Below are 17,627 nucleotides of genomic sequence, written 5' to 3'. Positions count from 1 at the left end.
AATGACAGTTTTTCCTGATAGAACGGTAAATATTCCCGATAGAACATGGTTGGTGTTTTGGAAACTGGGGTGTTTAAACAAGGCCGGAATAGGAAAAAGTAAGATAGCACGAAAGAAAGGATATTCACATGATAAGCATTGTGGCACAAACAAACGATAATGAGATAATCAACAACCTGACTGTCGAAGATCTGGAAAAACAAGAATTTTCCTGGGTTTGGGTTGATTTCGAGGCACCGACCGATAATGAAATTGCATTGTTGGAATCACATTTTCATTTTCACCCGCTGGCGGTAGAAGATTGTATGCATGACCTGCAGCGCCCCAAAATGGATTATTATGAAAATCACTCATTTTTTGTTATTCATGCAGTTAGTAAGGAAGACTTATCCAAGCGGGAAATTGATATTTTTCTGGAAGAGAACAGAATTGTTACGTTTCATAAGCATTCCTCAGGTTCTATCAACTCCGTTTTCAGTCTGTTAAACCGGATAAAAAACAAGAAAGAGCTGGACGAGTATTTCGTTTTTCATCAGCTTTTGGATAATGTTGTCGATAAATATTTTCCGATTGTCTATGATATTGAGGACCATATTAATGAACTGGAGGACAACACAAACCGATTGTCAATGGAGCAGCTGCTTGATCAGCTGTTTGACCGTCGCGGTGAACTCCTTAAACTCCGGCAGACCGTCCATCCGATGCGGGATTTGTTATATCGTGTTTTAAATACACACCATCTGGAAGGTATTCACGAACGGCGGGAATATTTCGTCGATATTCATGACCATTTGATTAAAGTTGCTGACATGATTGCTTCAAACCGTGAGATGACACAGGACATCAGGGACAGCTACCTTTCATTAAACTCGCATCAGACAAACAAGACGATGCAGGTTTTGACAGTTATTTCGGTAATTTTCATGCCATTGACATTTATCGTAGGTGTTTACGGCATGAACTTTACATATATGCCGGAGCTTGATGCGAAATATGGGTATTTTATCGTATGGATTATTATGATTGCAGTCAGTGTTTCGATGTTTTTTTGGTTTAAGAAAAAAGGATGGTTCGACTAAAAGTGCAGTATGACTGCACTTTTTTTAATGAAAGAACCGCTTTCATTTTTGAAATAGAATTGTAATACATTTATTACAATCATGTCATTTTTAGATGATATAATGCGAATGACCTAAGATAAAAAGTTACATATTCTTTAATAATTATTCATATTACTGCAAATTACCCAGAAAATCACGAACATACATAAACAGATTTTGCGGTTATGAGGGGAAGCGGGGAATAGAAAGTTGAAGAAAACAATTAGTACAATCGCCACAGCAGGTGTGGTTGTTTTTGGCAGTGCAGTTTTTGGCAGTACCGTTTATGCGGAAACTCCGAGCAATTTACAGGAAGTGCAATCCCAACGATCTGACGTTAAAGCAGATTTATCTCAAGCCGAATCAAAAATCGCTGACGTTATGGTAGAGTTGAAGGATTTGAATAAAAAGGTAGATAAAGTCGAAAATGCTTTAAAACAAAACAAAGAAAAAATGAGTGAAACAAAAAGTAAAATATCGGATACGAAGACAGAAGTAGAAGCGTTTGAAAAAGATATTAAGGAATTGGAGAAGGATATCGAAAAACGTTACGCAATCCTGAAAGATCGCATTAAGTCGTATCAACGAAGCGGTGGGGATGTGAGTTTTCTGGAGGTCGTTTTCGGTTCAAAGAATTTCAGTGATCTAATCAGCCGTGTTTCTGCTGTTTCCAAAATTGCGGAAGCTGATGAAAATCTGATGGAACAACAGAAAGAAGATAAGGCGAAACTTGAAAAGAAACAGGACAAGGTAGAGAAAAAACTTCATGACTTAAAAGATATGAAAGCTGAACTTGAATTTACACAGGATACGATTTTAACACAAAAAGCCCAAGTGGAAGATGATAAGAAACAATTGAAAGAGAAAGAAGAAAAACTTCGTGACATGAAAGCCGAGTTAGAAAATAAAGATGACAGCCTTGCCGCAGTTGAACAGGAAATCCGCGATCGCGCTGCACGCGAAACAAGAGAAGCCCGGGAAACAGCACAAAACAGTACGGAAAGTTCAGCATCTGAATCCGGAAGTTCGGATGCAACATCAAGTTCCTCAGATAATGGCAGGGATTTAACACAGTTAAGCAGCAGTTCTTCAAAAGCTTCATCTGGAAGTTTCAGTTCGGCAATATCAGCTGGTTACTCAGTTACAGGAACACCATATGTATTTGGAGGCAAAACTCCAGCCGGATTTGATTGTTCCGGTTTTGTATCATGGGCATTTGGAAAAGCTGGTGTTTCAATCCCATCCAGTACATCTGCATTACAGTCTGTTGGAACAAAGGTTTCATACAGCAGTGCACAGCCTGGTGATCTTATCTTCTTTGATACGTATAAGAAGAATGGACATGTAGCCATTTATTTAGGGAATGGCAAGTTTCTCGGTGCACAGAATAGTACCGGGGTAGCAGTTGCCAGCGTAAATAATGTATACTGGAGCAATCATTTCAGTGGTCATGTTCGCCGTATTCGATAGTTAAAGATGTCAATATTAGGATCTATCCATAAAGGGTAGATCTTTTTTATTGTCTTTTTGAGCAGTTTGTTGGGTTAAATATTTGATTGAATATCAGGCAGATAAATTACATTCCCCAATTATCTTTTGTATAATGTTTTCGGGAATTTTTTTAATTTATTTAGCAAGGATTCAGAGGAGGAAACAGTAATATGCAAGATGTGAAAGAGTTGCGTACGGCGGCACATGATATTGATCCAATTTATATTAAAAGGTGGTCTCCACGATCATTTTTGGATAAGGAAGTTTCAGAGGATGTATTGCGGGGTATTTTCGAAGCGGCTCGCTGGGCGCCATCAGCTGCAAATATTCAGCCGTGGAGATTTGTTATTGCCCGTACAGAAAAAGATCGTAATCGTTTTTACACCTTCATCAATGATGGCAATGTGGCATGGTGTGAAAAAGCGCCGGTATTAACAGCAGTCATTTCCAAAACGGATGCCGAATTTACTGGAGGAAATAATCCTTCACATGCGTTCGATACCGGTGCTGCATGGGGATACTTGGCACTAGAGGCAGCTCGTAAAGGCTTGTCCACACACGCGATGGGTGGATTTGACAAGCAAAAGGCGAAAGAGGTGCTTGGAATCCCTGAAAATTATGCGGTACATGCAATTGTTGCGATCGGTTACCAAGGAGATAAGGCATCATTGCTTGAACAGTTCCAAGAACGTGAAATACCATCAGACCGGAATGCAACAGATGCTTTCCTTTCTGAAGGATTGTTCCAGGAAAAATTATAACGTCCATTTTAGAGGGCTGGGACATATCAAAAATGTGTTATTGAAAAGATGTACAATTAGGATAGGGGAATAGCGCTAATACATTCCTCTAATAATTGTTCGGGTCGCTGGATAAAACACTTATGTCCCAGCTCCTTCTTTTTAAAATCCAGTTTCAACGAAAATTTGTCAGCTGCTGTTTTTTGTAATAATGGAAGTTGTTAAACCAATAACCGCGACCATCAAACTGGAATAAAAAATCGTTGTTTCCTTAATGACGGTTGACCCCAGTAAGATGACAACACCATCAATAAAAAGGATAATCATCCCGACATTTAATGAAGTGACTTTTGCTACCATCAATGCGAGCAGATCAGTTCCACCGGTGCTGATTTCTGCAAGCAGCATGATACCAATACCTGTCCCAATGAACAATCCGCCTGTCAGTGCACTGATCAGGACCGGTGCGGTATGGAGTGTGGATAATGGATGAAAATAGTCGATAAGAAATGAGGAAATGAGCAGCCCGTGCATGCCATTATAGAAATACGTCCGAAAGCGGAACCAGGCAATAATGTATAAAGGCAGACTAAGCACAATAATCGTTAAACCGGGTTTAAAGCCGAATGAATACTTTGCGATCAATCCAAGCCCAATAATACCGCCATCAACCAAATGATTGGGTATCACAAAACAGTTTATTCCGATGGCAATCAAGCAGCTGCCAAATAAAGTGGAAATCATTTTTTTAATCATCTAAGGTATCACCACATATCTTGTCCAAATTAGTCCATATAAAAAGATATGTAAGTAATGAAGTGAATATCCATAATTAATGATGAAGGTTGACCAGGGGAAGCTTGTCGGCTATACTAACATTATTAAAGTCTTCTAGGGTTCCGCAGTGTGGGCTGGACTGGTCCGAGAGAAGACGCACGTAGGTGTGCACGGCGGGAGAAAAGCCCGGGAGGATATCTGAATGATATCGTCCCGGGCTTTTTATTTTTGAGCGATCGGAGCTTGGGAAACATGTTCGTGATAAGTGTGCACATCAACCATACAGGAGGTAGAAACATGAATAGGAGCTGGACAATTGTTTTTTTTGCAGGACTATTTGAGATCGGCTGGGTAGTTGGTTTAAAACATGCCAATAGCACCTGGGAATGGCTTCTGACTGTAATCGCCATTTATTTCAGTATGCATCTTTTAATTGTGGCGTCCAGAAAATTACCGGTTGGAACCGCATATGCGGTTTTTACAGGAATGGGAACAGCCGGCACGGTCATATTGGACTTTACTGTCTTTGGTGAGCCTTTCAGCACTGCTAAGGTAATTCTGATTGCGGTTCTGCTTAGCGGAGTTATTGGCCTGAAAATAATTACGACGGAAGCGGAAGGGGATAGGGCAACATGAGCTGGGTATTTTTAATGATAGCTGGAATAGGGGAGATCGTCGGCGTGATGGGGATAAACAAGGTTAATGATGAGAGAAATTTTTGGTCATTTGCCTGGTTATTCGGAGGGTTTACCATCAGTTTTATTTTTTTGAGCATTGCAATGGAAGAAATTCAGATGAGTACTGCTTATGCAGTGTGGACTGGAATTGGGACAGTAGGCAGTGCAATAGCCGGAATTCTATTTTACGGAGAATCAACTGAATGGCGCAGGATTCTGTTTATAAGTATGGTACTGACTGCTGCGGTTGGATTAAAACTAATCTCCTGACATGTTTATTAAGACGTAATATCGGATACGGAATTATTAACAACGATTTTAAAGGAGTGCCGATATTACATGGAATTAACCGAACAGATTAAGCAACTGGAACATGTAAAACAGGACGGTACGAATAAAGTATTTTCAATGTATTTAAACACCGATCCATCTGACCCGGAGCAGCAGGCGGGTGAATGGAAAATTCATTTTAAAAATGGATTGCGCAATTTTGAAAGCTATTTGGAGGAATCCAACAATAAAGAGGAGTTGGAAAATTTTCAGCTTGTGAAACAGAAGGCTGAAAAATATGTCCATTCGAATGAACAATATTTACAGAGAGGTGTTATCTTGTTTGCCTCTGCTGATGAGAGAGTCTGGTATGCAACTAAGGTTCAGCTCGGTGTAGAAACTGAATTTTATTGGGAGGAAACACCACAGTTGGATCAGCTGAAAAAGCTGCATTGGGAATTTCCGAAATCAGGCATTATTTTAGTGCAGCAGGACCAGATAAAAGTAGTGGAAACTGCGATGAACGAAATATTAGATGAATTCCATTATGAATTTGATGTGAACACTGATCACTGGCGTCAGTTTACCGGCCCGCATAAGGCTGGAGCATCGATGGGGGCTGGCGGCAAGAGTACACAGCAAGATAACTTTAAAGAACGGTATCAGGCGAATAGACAGCGCTGGTATAAACAAATTGCCCCAAAAATGGATAAGATGGCAAAAGATCATGACTGGAAAAAATTATTTGTTGTCGGCGAATCAGATGGATCACATGAGCTGGAAGAATATCTCAATAAACCGGTAACCCAAGTGATTCATAAAAACATGTTGGATCATGAGGAGACAGAAGTTCTTAAAACTGTATTTGGTTAAAAAATGAAAGCGAGGCTGGGCATATCAGAATCGTGTAATCCAAAAAACGAACAAGAGGGGATTTTCCGGAGCGGTTATTCGCTCCATTTTCAAATGGTTGTTCAAATTATTCAATGGATAAAACACTTTTGTCCCAGCCTTCTCCTATCTTTTAATAAAAATTTATAGTATTAATATAACAGCCGTGAAGGAGACTGCCAGCGAACAGATTATATAAAGCAACGCTGTAAAATATCTGTGTTCAAGTAACAAGTTCAATGTTTCATTTCCGAAAGTGGAGAAGGTGGTGAATGACCCGCAAAATCCTGCCCCGGCCGATAGCCACAGCCATTCAGAAATGGCTTCGGATACATGAAAACGTACAAGCAGTGCAAGCAGGACGGAACCGGTAATATTTACAATCCATGTTCCAATGGGATGTTTCCCCGTCAGTTTGGCAAAGGAAAACCGAGCCATGCTGCCAAAAAATCCGCCAATTGCTACATATAAAAAGCTCATCTGTTCACCTGCTTTCCAGCCGTCTGAAATCCGGCGTATGCAAATAGTAGCCCGCCAGCGATACTGATTAGAACATATGTGAAGGTTAAACTTGCGCTAACATGCCATAATGCAATGGTTTCAACGGCAAAGGTGGAAAACGTGGTAAATGACCCGATCAATCCTGTACTAAGTGCTGTATAGACTTTTTCGGAAAGTATTTTTTTGATGCGCGGCTGATTCAATAAATAACTAAGCAAAAAACAGCCGATTAAATTAGCGATTAACGTGGCAATGGGAAATCCGGAAACAGAAGCAAACAAAACGGAAATTCCATACCTTGCCAGTGCCCCTGCCATACCACCAATACCGACAGCTAAATAAATTTGCATCAGGCACTCTTACACATTGGACATAATCCGTAGATTTCGAATTTATGTCCTTCTATGGAATAGTTGCCAAGTTCATTCATTACTTCATCCATTGGACAGACGGCAATTTCCTTTGTTTTGCCGCATTCCTTACAGATGAAATGATGGTGGTGGTTATGTGTACAAGTTATCTGAAACTGTTTTTCGCCGTTTAATACAGTTGTTTCCAGTAATCCGATCTCATCAAATAAATGCAGATTCCGGTATACGGTGTCAAAACTGATCCCCTTATATGTCGGTTCCATGTATTGAATCAGATCTTTCGCAGTCCGGTAACCGTCAGCTTTCACAAAAAACGTGAGCATGTCTTTCCGTTTTGCCGTTGTTTTATAGCCTTTTTCTTTTAATTGTTTCATCGCTTCATCCAGTTTCATTCAGATTCACTCTCTCCTTTTGGTACTAATGAAAATCGTTTCATTCCAATGGAAACCAGTAAAATGATAATGGAGACAAGAACAATGGTACCTCCGGGCGGGATGCTGAAATAATAGCCGCTTATCAGACCGAGAATAACAGCCAGTTCACCGAAAATAATTGACAGAAAAAGCATTTGTTTAAATCCCCGGGCCAGTCGCATACTTGCGGCAACCGGCAGTGTCATCAATGCGGATACAAGCAGTACGCCAACAACACGAATGGATGCAGCAATCACAAGTGCAGTCATTATAATAAACAATAAATGAATTCGTTTGGAATGAATTCCGGAAACGATAGCATGTTCTTCATCAAACGATAATGTGACAAGTTCCTTATAAAAAATTCGAATGACAATTATAATGGCAATCGATATGCCCAGAATGGAATAAAAATCCGTTCTGCTGACTGCCGAAACAGAGCCGAATAAGTAATTAAACAGTTCCGTATTGAAGCCATCTGCAAGTGAAATGAAGATGACACTCAATCCAACGCCGCCGGATAAAATAATCGGTATCGCCAGTTCCTGGTACGCTTTATACACGCCGCGCAGTTTTTCGATAAAAATGGATCCAAGTACAGCAAATCCCATTCCGCTGTATAATGGCGTAATTATTCCCGCAGCAATTTTCTTTTCGACTAAAAGACCAAATGCAATCCCTGCCAGTGTCACATGGGATAACGCATCTGCCAGCAGGGAAAGACGCCGGACGACAATGAAGGTTCCTAAAAGCGGAGCAATTATTCCAATCAGGAGACCTGTCAAAAATGTGTGTCGTAAAAAATCGTATTGTAAAAAATCGGCCAGCATGATGTTTCCCCCAATTGTTAGTGATCGTGTGCCACAATGCTTACCGGATGTCCGTAAAATTGCGACAGGTCCCTTTCGGATAGAGATGTGTATTCTTCCGGTTTTCCATGAAAGTGTAGTGTTTTGTTCAGACAGACAATATCTGTAGCGTGTTCAGTCATCGTTCCCGTGTCATGTGTGACAAGCAGCAGGGTGATATTTTTCTTTTCATTAAGCCGATGCAGGAGTTCATAAAATCGTTTCACATTTTCGTAGTCAACCCCGACAGTCGGTTCATCCAAAATCAACAGTTCCGGTTTGCTGACAAGTGACCTGGCAATAAATACCCGTTGCTGCTGTCCACCGGAAAGGTTGCCGATGTTTTCGCGGGTGTACTCCTGCATACCTACCTGTTCAATAGCATGCAGAATTTCGGTTTTGTGCTTCGAATTCAAAAACTTCAAGTAGCCGACCTTTGCTGTCAAACCCATGGAAACCACTTCATACACCGTTGCTGGAAAACCTTTATTAAATGAATTTGCTTTTTGTGAAACAAAACCAATTTTATTTTTTGCTTTAAATTTATCAGCGGGTTCTCCAAACAACTGAATGTTTCCGTGATCAGGCTTAAGCAATCCCAAAATTAATTTGACCAGGGTGGTTTTTCCACCGCCGTTTGGTCCCACAAGCCCCATAAAGGAACCGGCGGGAATTTCAAAATTTATGTGGTTTAGGACGGTTTTGTTTTCATATGCGTACGTGATATCTTTCATTGAAACGATCGGTTCATCCAACATTCATCTCTCCTTTAATTGGTAGCTTTATCGAGTACCCCAAGGTTATGTTTCATTAGAGAAAGGTAATCTTCGCCATTATCGATATCTTCCTGTGTCAGGACTGAAAGGTTATGGATGTGCAATGCTTCCGCACCAAGCTGTTCCTGCAAAATACTGGAGACACGGTCAGAACCATTTTGCTCAAAAATGATATACTTGAGATTGTGTTTTTTTGCCGTATCAATTATGTTTGTCAGTTCCTTTTGCGATGGCTCCTCACTTGATGATAACCCGCTGATGGCAAGCTGTTCAATACCATAGCGTTCTTCCCAGTACCCATAGGCGGCATGCGAAACAAGAATTTCCTTATTATCTTTTTGTTTTAATGTTTTTCGGTAATGGTTATCCAGTTCAAGCAAATCTTTTTTTAGTTTGTTGAAATTCTTCACATACGTATCTTTATTTTCCGGATTCATATCAATTAGTTTTCCTTTAATTATGCCCGCCATATCAAGCATTCGTGTTGGATCCAGCCAAATATGCGGATCTTTATCACCATGATGGTGACTGCCATGCACATGTTCTTCTCCATCGTCATGTTCGCCACTTGTATGGAAAAGTTCATCATGTGTTCCAAGCTCAATCATTTTGACATCCTGTGAATCAAGTGCTTGCGCTGCTGATTCAGCAAATCCTTCCATTCCCGCACCAAGATATATAAATGCGTCACCTTCAGCAATCGCAGTCATTTCTTTTGTCGAAGGTTCGTATGTGTGTGCATCAACCCCCGGAGGGTAGACTGATTCGGTATGGACTGTGTCACCGCCAATTCGGTCGACAGCATATTGAATCGGATAAATGGAAGTATAGACGGTAAGTTCACCATCATTTTTCTCAGAAGTTGGTGTTGAACACCCTGCTGCCACAATAGCTGTTAAGAAAAGTGTCATTAGTATTTTATAAAATCGCATCTTCAATTCCTTCCTTTGGTAAGTTTGCTTTTTTATAATACCGTAATGGTTACGATTTGTAAATAGGAATGATTACGATTGTGTTTATGAAAGTTATAAACAAAAAAATAACCGGAGCACCATCCGGTTATTTTTGCTGATAGATAAAGTGACTCCCGCTGACTGAATACCGGCTAATTTCTGCAGAACAAAGATCGGAACACCGTCGTATAATATTACAACCGGATTGCATTGTTAAACTACAGCAGATACCCTGTCCAATCCACTACAACTTCTGTCCATAATACTTGTCCAGTGAAAATCCGCGCCCAAGGATTTCAGATGCATTCAGGAAAATTACAAATGTAGTTGGTTCCTCATTTTGCAGTGTACGCTTTAATTTCACAGCCTCTTGCTGCTCAGTAACACAAAGAATCATTGTTTTGTTCTCATTTGAATAACCGCCGACTGTACGGACTTTTGTCATGCCGCGGTCAACTTCTTCATTTATCAGCCGCTGAATTTTTTCTTCATTTTCCGTTATAATCATAATTAATTTCGATGCAGAAGTACGCAATTGCACGATATCAATCGTTTTGCTTGTAATATAAATACACATTAATGCAAACAATGTCAGCTCCAGATTAAATACAATAATGGAAGAAACGACGACAAATCCGTCAACAATCAGCTGGCAATAACCGCTTGAGAGACCTGTGAACTTTTTAACGACTTGTGCGATTGCTGCAGTGCCGCCGGTTGATCCCCGGCCTTTATAAACCGTTCCAAGTCCAATACCCAGGATGATCCCGCCATACACCGCGCCGAGGAATGGATTGGTAATGGTATACGGGATATCCGCACTTAAATAAATAATAAACGGTACCCAGAATGTTCCGACTAGCGTTTTCCAGCTGAAGTCTTTACCAAGTGCAATCCAGCCAATAACAAATATCGGTAAATTAATCAGAAATTGCGTGAAAGCGGGACTTAGCCCATACAATTCAAATAAAATTGTACTGACACCCGAAATGCCGCCTGCAGCAAGTTTTGCCGGCAGCAGGAAGATGTTATAGGAAAGCGCGACAAGCGTTGCGCCGATAATTATTTGCAAGTATTCGTAAACTGTTTTTTTCATATATGTACGTTCCTTTCTGTGAATGATGCCTCTAATAGTTTAACGCAGTTTTCAAGGACATAACAGTCCGAGGCACCTTTTTAATTTAAAAAAATCATTTGCTAAAAGTCAGATAATATTTTATACTTGGAATAGATGGATAGGGGACTATCTTTTATTTTTAAAAGTAAAATGAATGAGTATTCATTCAAATGCAGATAGGGGGATAAACCATGAAGCATTCAATCAAGCGTGCCGCAGTATTAGGCTCTGGTGTTATGGGCTCCGGGATTGCAGCACACTTGGCGAACGTGGGAATACCAACAATCATGCTGGATATTGCACCACGTAAATTAACCGAGGATGAAGAGAATAAAGGCCTGACGTTGGAAGATAGGGCTGTACGAAATCGCATGGCGGCCCAAAGCAAAAAGGCACTGCTTAAACAGAAACCGTCACCAATCACATCCAAAAAAAGTCTTGATTTAATTGAAATCGGTAACATGGATGACGATATGGAAAAGCTGGCAGAAGTAGACTGGGTTATTGAAGTGGTTGTTGAAAATTTGGATATAAAGAAAAAAGTTTTTGCGAATGTGGATAAACATCGTAAAGAAGGAACAATTGTTACTTCCAATACATCAGGAATTTCGGTGGAGGCGATGTCTGCGGACTGTTCGGAAGACTTCCGTAAACATTTTCTCGGAACGCATTTTTTCAATCCGCCGCGCTATTTAAAATTGCTGGAAGTCATTCCGACGAAACATACAGATCCCGCCGTGCTCGATTTCATGAAAAAATTCGGTGAGGATGTTTTGGGAAAAGGTGTTGTCGAAGCGAAAGATACACCTAATTTCATTGCAAACCGAATCGGAACTTATGGACTTTTGGTGACCGTACAGGAAATGTTAAAAGGCGGTTACAGTATTGGGGAAGTGGATTCAGTAACAGGTCCAATGATTGGCCGTCCAAAAAGTGCTACATTCAGAACGCTTGATGTTGTTGGATTGGATACGTTTATTCATGTAGCCAATAATGTGCACGATCAGGTGGAAGGCAAGGAAAAAGAGTTGTTTGAGGTGCCCGATTTCATGTTGAAAATGCAGGATAAAGGCTGGCTCGGTGCTAAAAGCGGTCAAGGATTCTTCCTGAAAAAGAAAGGGAAAGATGGGAGTACCATCTATCAATTGAATCCGAAAACACTAGAATATGAGGATCGCAGAAAATTAAAGACCCCAGCAACGGAAATGGCCAAACAGGAGAAAGGCTCCCGTCGCAAATTGAAAGCGCTTGTAAAAGCGAAAGGCGACAGGGCTGGGGATCTGATCTGGTCTGTGCTGAAACCGGCACTGATTTATTCCGCGGAGTTGACCGGAGAAATTGCTGATGACATTGTTTCCATCGATCAGGCAATGAAATGGGGATTCGGCTGGGAAATCGGTCCATTTGAGACGTGGGATGCCATCGGAGTGAAAAAGTCTGTTGAACGCATGCAGGAAGAAGGCGAAACCGTTCCGGAATGGGTGTTAAAAATGCTTGAGACCGGTAACAAATCCTTCTATAAAACGGACAATGGAAATGTCTATTACTATGATAATGGTGAATATAAACAACAGCATTTTAACCCGAAAGAGATTAATATAAAACGGATGAAAGATGTAAATGGAGTGATTAAGAAAAATACCGGTGCCAGTTTGATAGATATGGGGGACGATGTTGCCCTGCTTGAGTTCCATTCACAAAGTAACGCAATCGGTCTCGATATCATCCAGATGGTAAATCACGCTATTGAGGAAGTCGGGAAAAATTATAAAGGGCTTGTAATCGGAAATCAGGGTAAAAATTTCTGTGTAGGTGCCAACCTTGGCATGATGCTGATGGAAGCACAAGATGACAACTTCTTTGAACTGGATATGGTTGTTCGTCAGTTCCAGAACATGGCATTGAACATTAAGTATTCCGGGAAACCCGTCGTTACTGCACCATTTAACATGACACTTGGTGGCGGTGCAGAAGTGTCATTGCCAGCCGCAGCTATTCAGGCATCTGCTGAGACGTATATGGGACTTGTCGAATTCGGTGTTGGGCTAATCCCAGGCGGAGGTGGAACGAAGGAACTTTACTTAAAGGAACTCCGCAATTTGCCGGAGGGCGTTGACCTGGACCTGACGAAAGTTGCCAACGATGTTTTTGAGAAAGTGGCAATGGCCAAAGTTTCCACTTCCGCAGCAGAAGCGGTGGAAAATGGGTATTTGAATAAACATGATGCCATCAGTGTCAATCCGGATCATCTTCTGCATGATGCAAAACAGCGTGTATTGGCACTGGATAAGGCAGGTTATACTGCACCGAAGCGGGAGAAAATTCCGGTGGTCGGAGATGCCGGTTATGCTGCAATGCTCCTGGGAGCGAAAACATTGCGATTTGGCGGATATGCATCAGATCATGACGTAAAAATTGCTGAGAAATTGGCTTATGTCTTATCAGGCGGACGCATAAAAGAAGGAACACGCATTGATGAACAGGTTATGCTTGACCTGGAACGTGAAGCATTCCTGAGTTTGATTTCAGAACCACTGACACAGCAGCGTATGCAGCACATGCTTTTAAAAGGTAAACCACTACGTAACTAATTGAAGAGGAGGAAGGAACAGTGAAGGAAGCAGTAATTGTCGCAGGTGCAAGGACCCCTGTGGGAAAAGCTAACAAAGGATCACTCGCGAACACGAGACCTGATGATCTTGCAGCACTAACAATTAAAGAAACGCTGAAACGCGCCGGCAATTATGATGGCAATATCGATGACGTCATTATCGGCTGTGCCATGCCCGAAGCGGAGCAAGGTATGAACATGGCACGTAATATCGCGGGGCTTGCCGGGCTGCGTAACGATGTGCCGGGAATCACGATTAACCGTTATTGTTCGTCCGGTCTGCAAAGTATCGCATACGCAGCTGAGCGTATTATGGTTGGTGCAAGTGATACGATGATAGCCGGCGGCGCGGAATCAATGAGCCTGATTCCGATGGGTGGTCATGTTATTAAACCAAATACGAAGCTTGTTCAAGACGCACCAGGATATTATATGGGGATGGGCTATACCGCTGAAGAAGTGGCGAACCGTTTCAACATTTCACGTGCAGATCAGGATGCATTCGCGGCACAAAGCCATGAACGTGCGGCAATAGCTATTGAGGAAGGAAAATTTAAAGAAGAAATTGTTCCCGTTAAAGTAACAGAGCGCGTCATTGGGCCCAAAAATAAAATTGAAGAAAAGACGAAGCTATTTGAAATGGATGAAGGCGTACGTGCAGGAACAACTCCCGAAGTGCTGGCGAAACTTCGACCGGCATTCAGCATGACTGGATCTGTAACTGCCGGTAACTCTTCCCAAATGAGTGATGGAGCGGCATCCGTTCTGCTGATGGATCGTGAAAAGGCTGATTCAGAAGGGTTGAAGCCACTGGCGAAATTCCATTCTTTTGCGGTAGCCGGTGTGGAACCGGAGATTATGGGTGTTGGTCCGATTGAAGCAGTGCCGAAAGCTTTGAAAATTGCCGGCCTTGAGCTGAATGACATTGGCCTGATTGAACTGAACGAAGCATTCGCATCACAATCGGTCAGGGTAATTCAGGAACTTGATTTGGATCCAAGCATTGTTAATGTCAATGGCGGGGCAATCGCACTCGGTCACCCATTGGGCATGACAGGAACCAAATTAACACTCAGCCTCATTCATGAAATGAAACGCCGCAACGTACAATACGGTGTCGTCACCATGTGTATTGGAGGCGGAATGGGCGCAGCCGGCGTATTCGAATTGTTATAAGGTGTCTGGCACCACCCGAATTTTGTCGTATTTTGTTGAATGCGATGGGATATACGCGTCCAGTTATGAAGTGGCTCTATCGTGGGCAAACATTGTGCCTAATAAAATATTCCGTAACGGAAAGGAATGATTTGTAATGAGTGAAACGAAGGATAAGCTTTTTAAAGGCGGAGCATTTTTAATTGAGGATTTAACCGGCAATGATGTCATCACGCCCGAAGATTTTACCGATGAGCACAAAATGATTGCCAAAACAACGGAAGATTTTGTCGCCGGTGAAGTGTTGCCAAAGGTTGAAAATCTGGAGAACCATGAATTTGAACATTCCGTTGATTTGCTAAAAAAAGCAGGGGAACTGGGACTGCTCGGCGCAGACGTACCGGAAGAATACGGCGGTCTGGCGCTTGATAAAATCAGTTCCTCCTTGATTACAGAGAAATTTTCACGTGCAGGCGGTTTTTCTGTAACACATGGTGCTCATGTCGGTATCGGTTCACTGCCGATTGTATTTTTCGGTAACGATGCACAGAAAGAAAAATATTTGCCGAAACTGGCGACAGGCGAACTGCTGGCTGCATATGCCCTGACCGAACCAAGCTCGGGATCTGACGCGCTTGGGGCAAAAACAACCGCAAAACTGAATGAAGCTGGAACACATTACATTTTAAATGGTGAAAAACAATGGATCACCAATTCAGCTTTTGCTGATGTTTTCATTGTTTATGCAAAAATTGATGGGGAACATTTCTCCGCATTCATTGTTGAGCGTGAATTTCCTGGTGTCTCAACCGGTCCGGAAGAAAACAAAATGGGGATTAAAAGTTCATCAACCCGTACATTGGTTTTGGAAGATGCGGAAGTGCCTGTTGAAAACTTGCTTGGTGAAAAAGGGAAGGGACATAAAATTGCCTTTAACATTCTGAACGTTGGCCGTTACAAATTGGCTATCGGTGGTGTTGGCGGATCCAAACAAGGAATTGAATTGGCAACAAAATATGTGAATGAACGTAAGCAATTCAATACTCCGATTTCAAGTTTTAGTCTGACACAGGAAAAACTTGCAACCATGGCAGCCCGGACATATGCTAACGAAAGTGCCGTTTACCGTACAGTCGGCTTATTCGAACAACGTATGGGCGCATTGACCGATGAGCAATTGAAAGACGGACGTGAAGTTGCAAAGGCAATCGCAGAGTATCAAATCGAGTGCTCCATGAATAAATATACAGCTACGGAATGCCTGGATTACGTGGCAGACGAAGCAGTTCAACTGCATGGCGGCTATGGTTTCATGGAAGAATATGAAGTTGCCAGGATGTATCGTGATTCCCGCATTAACCGGATTTTTGAGGGTACGAATGAAATCAACCGTTTGATTGTGCCGGGAACATTGCTTAAAAAGGCAATGAAAGGTGAACTGCCATTGCTGCAGAAAGCACAAACCCTGCAGGAAGAGCTTATGATGATGATGCCGGAAGAAGTCGGAGATGAACCGCTCGAACAGGAAAAATATCTCCTGAAAAATGCGAAGAAAATGGTGTTGCTTGGAGCCGGACTTGCCACACAGAAATATATGAAGGAACTGGAAAATGAGCAGGAAATCCTAGTTAACCTGGCTGATATGACAGCTGAAGTGTACAATATGGAATCCGCAATTCTTCGTACTGAAAAAGCGCTTAACCGAGACGGAGCGGAAAAAGCGAAGCAAAAACTGCTGTATACTCAAGTATATGTACAAGAAGCATTCAACCGTATAGAAGCAGATGCCAAAGAAACATTAATTGCTGTTGAATCCGGGGACACACTGCGTATGATGCTGTCATCACTGCGCAAACTGACCCGTCATACACCAACCAATGTAATCGGAAAGAAACGGGAAATCGCGGCAGGAATTATCGAAGCCGAAAAATATTACGTATAAAAACCAAACAAATCTGCCTCACCATACCGGTGGGGCTTTTTACATTTTCGACAAGTAGCAGGCACCGCCCGGGTTTTTTGATTATGTCGAATAATTGTTTTCGTCGACCTTGTCAGGATGTTTTTGCTATAATGTATCTAGATTGATTTAATGTAAGGAGGGATGCGGAATGGGGCTGATGTTTTACTGGTATCCGAATTGCGGTACTTGTAAAAAGGCGAAGAAATGGCTGGATGAACAGAAATTGGATTATAAGCCTGTACATATTGTGGATACGCCGCCGTCCAAAGAAAAAATGCTTGAATTGATTGATAAAAGCGGCCTGCCCGCGAAGAAGTTTTTCAATACAAGTGGAAAAAAGTATCGGGAACAAAACATAAAAGAAAAAATTAAAGATGCCGATACTGGAGAAATGGCGGAACTGCTTACATCAGATGGCATGCTGATCAAGCGGCCGATCGTTACAGATGGTGAAAACGTAACGGTTGGGTTCAAAGAAGAAGTTTTTGAAGACACTTGGAAATAGTACTGGAAAAAGTGTCGAAGAGTTAGTATAGTAAAATTGCAATATAATATGGGAGGAATTTCAATGAGTTTACCAAAAGATTTGTTATATTCCGAGGAACACGAATGGATCAAAAAAGAAGATGGCAAAGTACGAATTGGGATTACCGATTTCGCACAATCTGAACTTGGCGACATTGTATTTGTCGAGCTTCCGGAAACCGGTGATGAAATTGAGGTTGATGAACCATTTGGCAGTGTCGAATCAGTTAAAACAGTTTCAGAATTGTACGCACCAATCAGCGGCAAAGTCGTTGAAATAAATGAGGAACTGGAAGACAGTCCCGAATTTGTGAACGAATCTCCATATGAAAAGGCGTGGATGGTTGTTGTTGAACCTTCCGATGAATCAGAAATTGATAAATTGCTGTCAGCAGAAAAATACGAAGAAATTGTTGACGAAGATTAATGAATGGAGCGGGCAATTTTG

The 17,627-nt window shown here is 41.7% G+C and carries 19 protein-coding genes and 1 riboswitch; of the genes, 11 read left to right on the top strand and 8 right to left on the bottom strand.

The annotated features are described in order from the left end of the window. Positions 1-128: 128 nt before the first annotated feature. From corA to B1K71_RS13435, 3 genes are all read left to right on the top strand, one after another. Positions 129-1,079 carry a magnesium/cobalt transporter CorA gene (corA, locus tag B1K71_RS13445; RefSeq protein WP_077327927.1) on the top strand — a complete coding sequence of 317 codons (951 nt, stop codon included), beginning with the start codon at positions 129-131 and terminating at the stop codon, positions 1,077-1,079. Positions 1,080-1,310: 231 nt separating this feature from the next. Further along, positions 1,311-2,570 carry a C40 family peptidase gene (locus tag B1K71_RS13440; protein WP_077327925.1) on the top strand — a complete coding sequence of 420 codons (1,260 nt, stop codon included), beginning with the start codon at positions 1,311-1,313 and terminating at the stop codon, positions 2,568-2,570. A gap of 191 nt (positions 2,571-2,761) precedes the next feature. Next, on the top strand, positions 2,762-3,352 hold the full coding sequence (locus B1K71_RS13435; protein WP_077327923.1) for a nitroreductase family protein: 591 nt from the start codon (positions 2,762-2,764) through the stop codon (positions 3,350-3,352). Positions 3,353-3,520: 168 nt separating this feature from the next. Here B1K71_RS13435 and B1K71_RS13430 read toward each other — a convergent pair whose 3' ends face one another. Further along, positions 3,521-4,087: a YitT family protein gene (locus tag B1K71_RS13430; protein WP_077327921.1), complete on the bottom strand. Its 567-nt coding sequence runs from the start codon at positions 4,085-4,087 to the stop codon at positions 3,521-3,523. Between the two features lie 124 nt (positions 4,088-4,211). Continuing rightward, a riboswitch (guanidine-I (ykkC/yxkD leader) is annotated at positions 4,212-4,303 on the top strand. Positions 4,304-4,405: 102 nt separating this feature from the next. On the opposite strand from B1K71_RS13430, the gene B1K71_RS13425 reads away from it, so the two are divergent. From B1K71_RS13425 to B1K71_RS13415, 3 genes are all read left to right on the top strand, one after another. Further along, positions 4,406-4,744 carry a DMT family transporter gene (locus B1K71_RS13425; RefSeq protein WP_077327919.1) on the top strand — a complete coding sequence of 113 codons (339 nt, stop codon included), beginning with the start codon at positions 4,406-4,408 and terminating at the stop codon, positions 4,742-4,744. Beyond that, entirely contained in the window at positions 4,741-5,055 is a 315-nt protein-coding gene (locus B1K71_RS13420; protein WP_077327917.1) for a DMT family transporter, read from the top strand. Before B1K71_RS13425 ends, B1K71_RS13420 begins: the two co-directional genes overlap by 4 nt. A 69-nt stretch (positions 5,056-5,124) precedes the next feature. After that, the gene (locus B1K71_RS13415; protein ID WP_077327916.1) at positions 5,125-5,928 is read left to right on the top strand and encodes a VLRF1 family aeRF1-type release factor; all 804 of its coding nucleotides are present in this window, start codon (positions 5,125-5,127) and stop codon (positions 5,926-5,928) included. A gap of 162 nt (positions 5,929-6,090) precedes the next feature. On the opposite strand, the gene crcB is transcribed toward B1K71_RS13415, so the two are convergent. The 7 genes from crcB to B1K71_RS13380 all read right to left on the bottom strand — a co-directional run bounded on the left by crcB (position 6,091) and on the right by B1K71_RS13380 (position 10,904). Further along, entirely contained in the window at positions 6,091-6,426 is a 336-nt protein-coding gene (gene crcB, locus B1K71_RS13410; protein ID WP_077327914.1) for a fluoride efflux transporter CrcB, read from the bottom strand. Further along, complete coding sequence (locus B1K71_RS13405; RefSeq protein WP_077327912.1) at positions 6,423-6,797, bottom strand: fluoride efflux transporter FluC; 375 nt, start codon at positions 6,795-6,797, stop codon at positions 6,423-6,425. Before B1K71_RS13405 ends, crcB begins: the two co-directional genes overlap by 4 nt. Then, positions 6,797-7,210 carry a Fur family transcriptional regulator gene (locus tag B1K71_RS13400; protein WP_077327910.1) on the bottom strand — a complete coding sequence of 138 codons (414 nt, stop codon included), beginning with the start codon at positions 7,208-7,210 and terminating at the stop codon, positions 6,797-6,799. Before B1K71_RS13400 ends, B1K71_RS13405 begins: the two co-directional genes overlap by 1 nt. Continuing rightward, positions 7,207-8,061 carry a metal ABC transporter permease gene (locus B1K71_RS13395; RefSeq protein WP_077327908.1) on the bottom strand — a complete coding sequence of 285 codons (855 nt, stop codon included), beginning with the start codon at positions 8,059-8,061 and terminating at the stop codon, positions 7,207-7,209. The genes B1K71_RS13400 and B1K71_RS13395 overlap by 4 nt, the downstream gene beginning before the upstream one ends. Before the next feature lie 17 nt (positions 8,062-8,078). Then, positions 8,079-8,834 carry a metal ABC transporter ATP-binding protein gene (locus B1K71_RS13390; RefSeq protein ID WP_139343381.1) on the bottom strand — a complete coding sequence of 252 codons (756 nt, stop codon included), beginning with the start codon at positions 8,832-8,834 and terminating at the stop codon, positions 8,079-8,081. 14 nt (positions 8,835-8,848) lie between these two features. Continuing rightward, positions 8,849-9,787 (bottom strand): metal ABC transporter solute-binding protein, Zn/Mn family, encoded by a 939-nt coding sequence (locus B1K71_RS13385; RefSeq protein WP_077327904.1) that lies wholly within the window; start codon positions 9,785-9,787, stop codon positions 8,849-8,851. Positions 9,788-10,052: 265 nt separating this feature from the next. After that, the gene (locus tag B1K71_RS13380) at positions 10,053-10,904 is read right to left on the bottom strand and encodes a YitT family protein (protein WP_077327902.1); all 852 of its coding nucleotides are present in this window, start codon (positions 10,902-10,904) and stop codon (positions 10,053-10,055) included. Between the two features lie 212 nt (positions 10,905-11,116). Here B1K71_RS13380 and B1K71_RS13375 point away from each other — a divergent pair, with 212 nt between their 5' ends. From B1K71_RS13375 to gcvH, 5 genes are all read left to right on the top strand, one after another. Next, positions 11,117-13,516 carry a 3-hydroxyacyl-CoA dehydrogenase/enoyl-CoA hydratase family protein gene (locus tag B1K71_RS13375; protein WP_077327900.1) on the top strand — a complete coding sequence of 800 codons (2,400 nt, stop codon included), beginning with the start codon at positions 11,117-11,119 and terminating at the stop codon, positions 13,514-13,516. A gap of 20 nt (positions 13,517-13,536) precedes the next feature. Further along, on the top strand, positions 13,537-14,712 hold the full coding sequence (locus B1K71_RS13370; protein WP_077327898.1) for an acetyl-CoA C-acetyltransferase: 1,176 nt from the start codon (positions 13,537-13,539) through the stop codon (positions 14,710-14,712). Between the two features lie 136 nt (positions 14,713-14,848). Then, the gene (locus B1K71_RS13365; RefSeq protein WP_077327896.1) at positions 14,849-16,633 is read left to right on the top strand and encodes an acyl-CoA dehydrogenase family protein; all 1,785 of its coding nucleotides are present in this window, start codon (positions 14,849-14,851) and stop codon (positions 16,631-16,633) included. 169 nt (positions 16,634-16,802) lie between these two features. Continuing rightward, the gene (locus tag B1K71_RS13360; protein WP_077327894.1) at positions 16,803-17,159 is read left to right on the top strand and encodes an arsenate reductase family protein; all 357 of its coding nucleotides are present in this window, start codon (positions 16,803-16,805) and stop codon (positions 17,157-17,159) included. Between the two features lie 63 nt (positions 17,160-17,222). Then, positions 17,223-17,606, top strand: a complete 384-nt coding sequence (gene gcvH, locus B1K71_RS13355) for a glycine cleavage system protein GcvH (protein ID WP_077327892.1) — start codon at positions 17,223-17,225, stop codon at positions 17,604-17,606. Positions 17,607-17,627: the final 21 nt, after the last annotated feature.

It is taken from the genome of Virgibacillus siamensis, assembly GCF_900162695.1.
In the GTDB taxonomy this organism is placed as follows: Bacteria; Bacillota; Bacilli; order Bacillales; family Amphibacillaceae; genus Lentibacillus; species Lentibacillus siamensis_A.
This window is presented reverse-complemented; position numbering and strand designations above follow the sequence as displayed.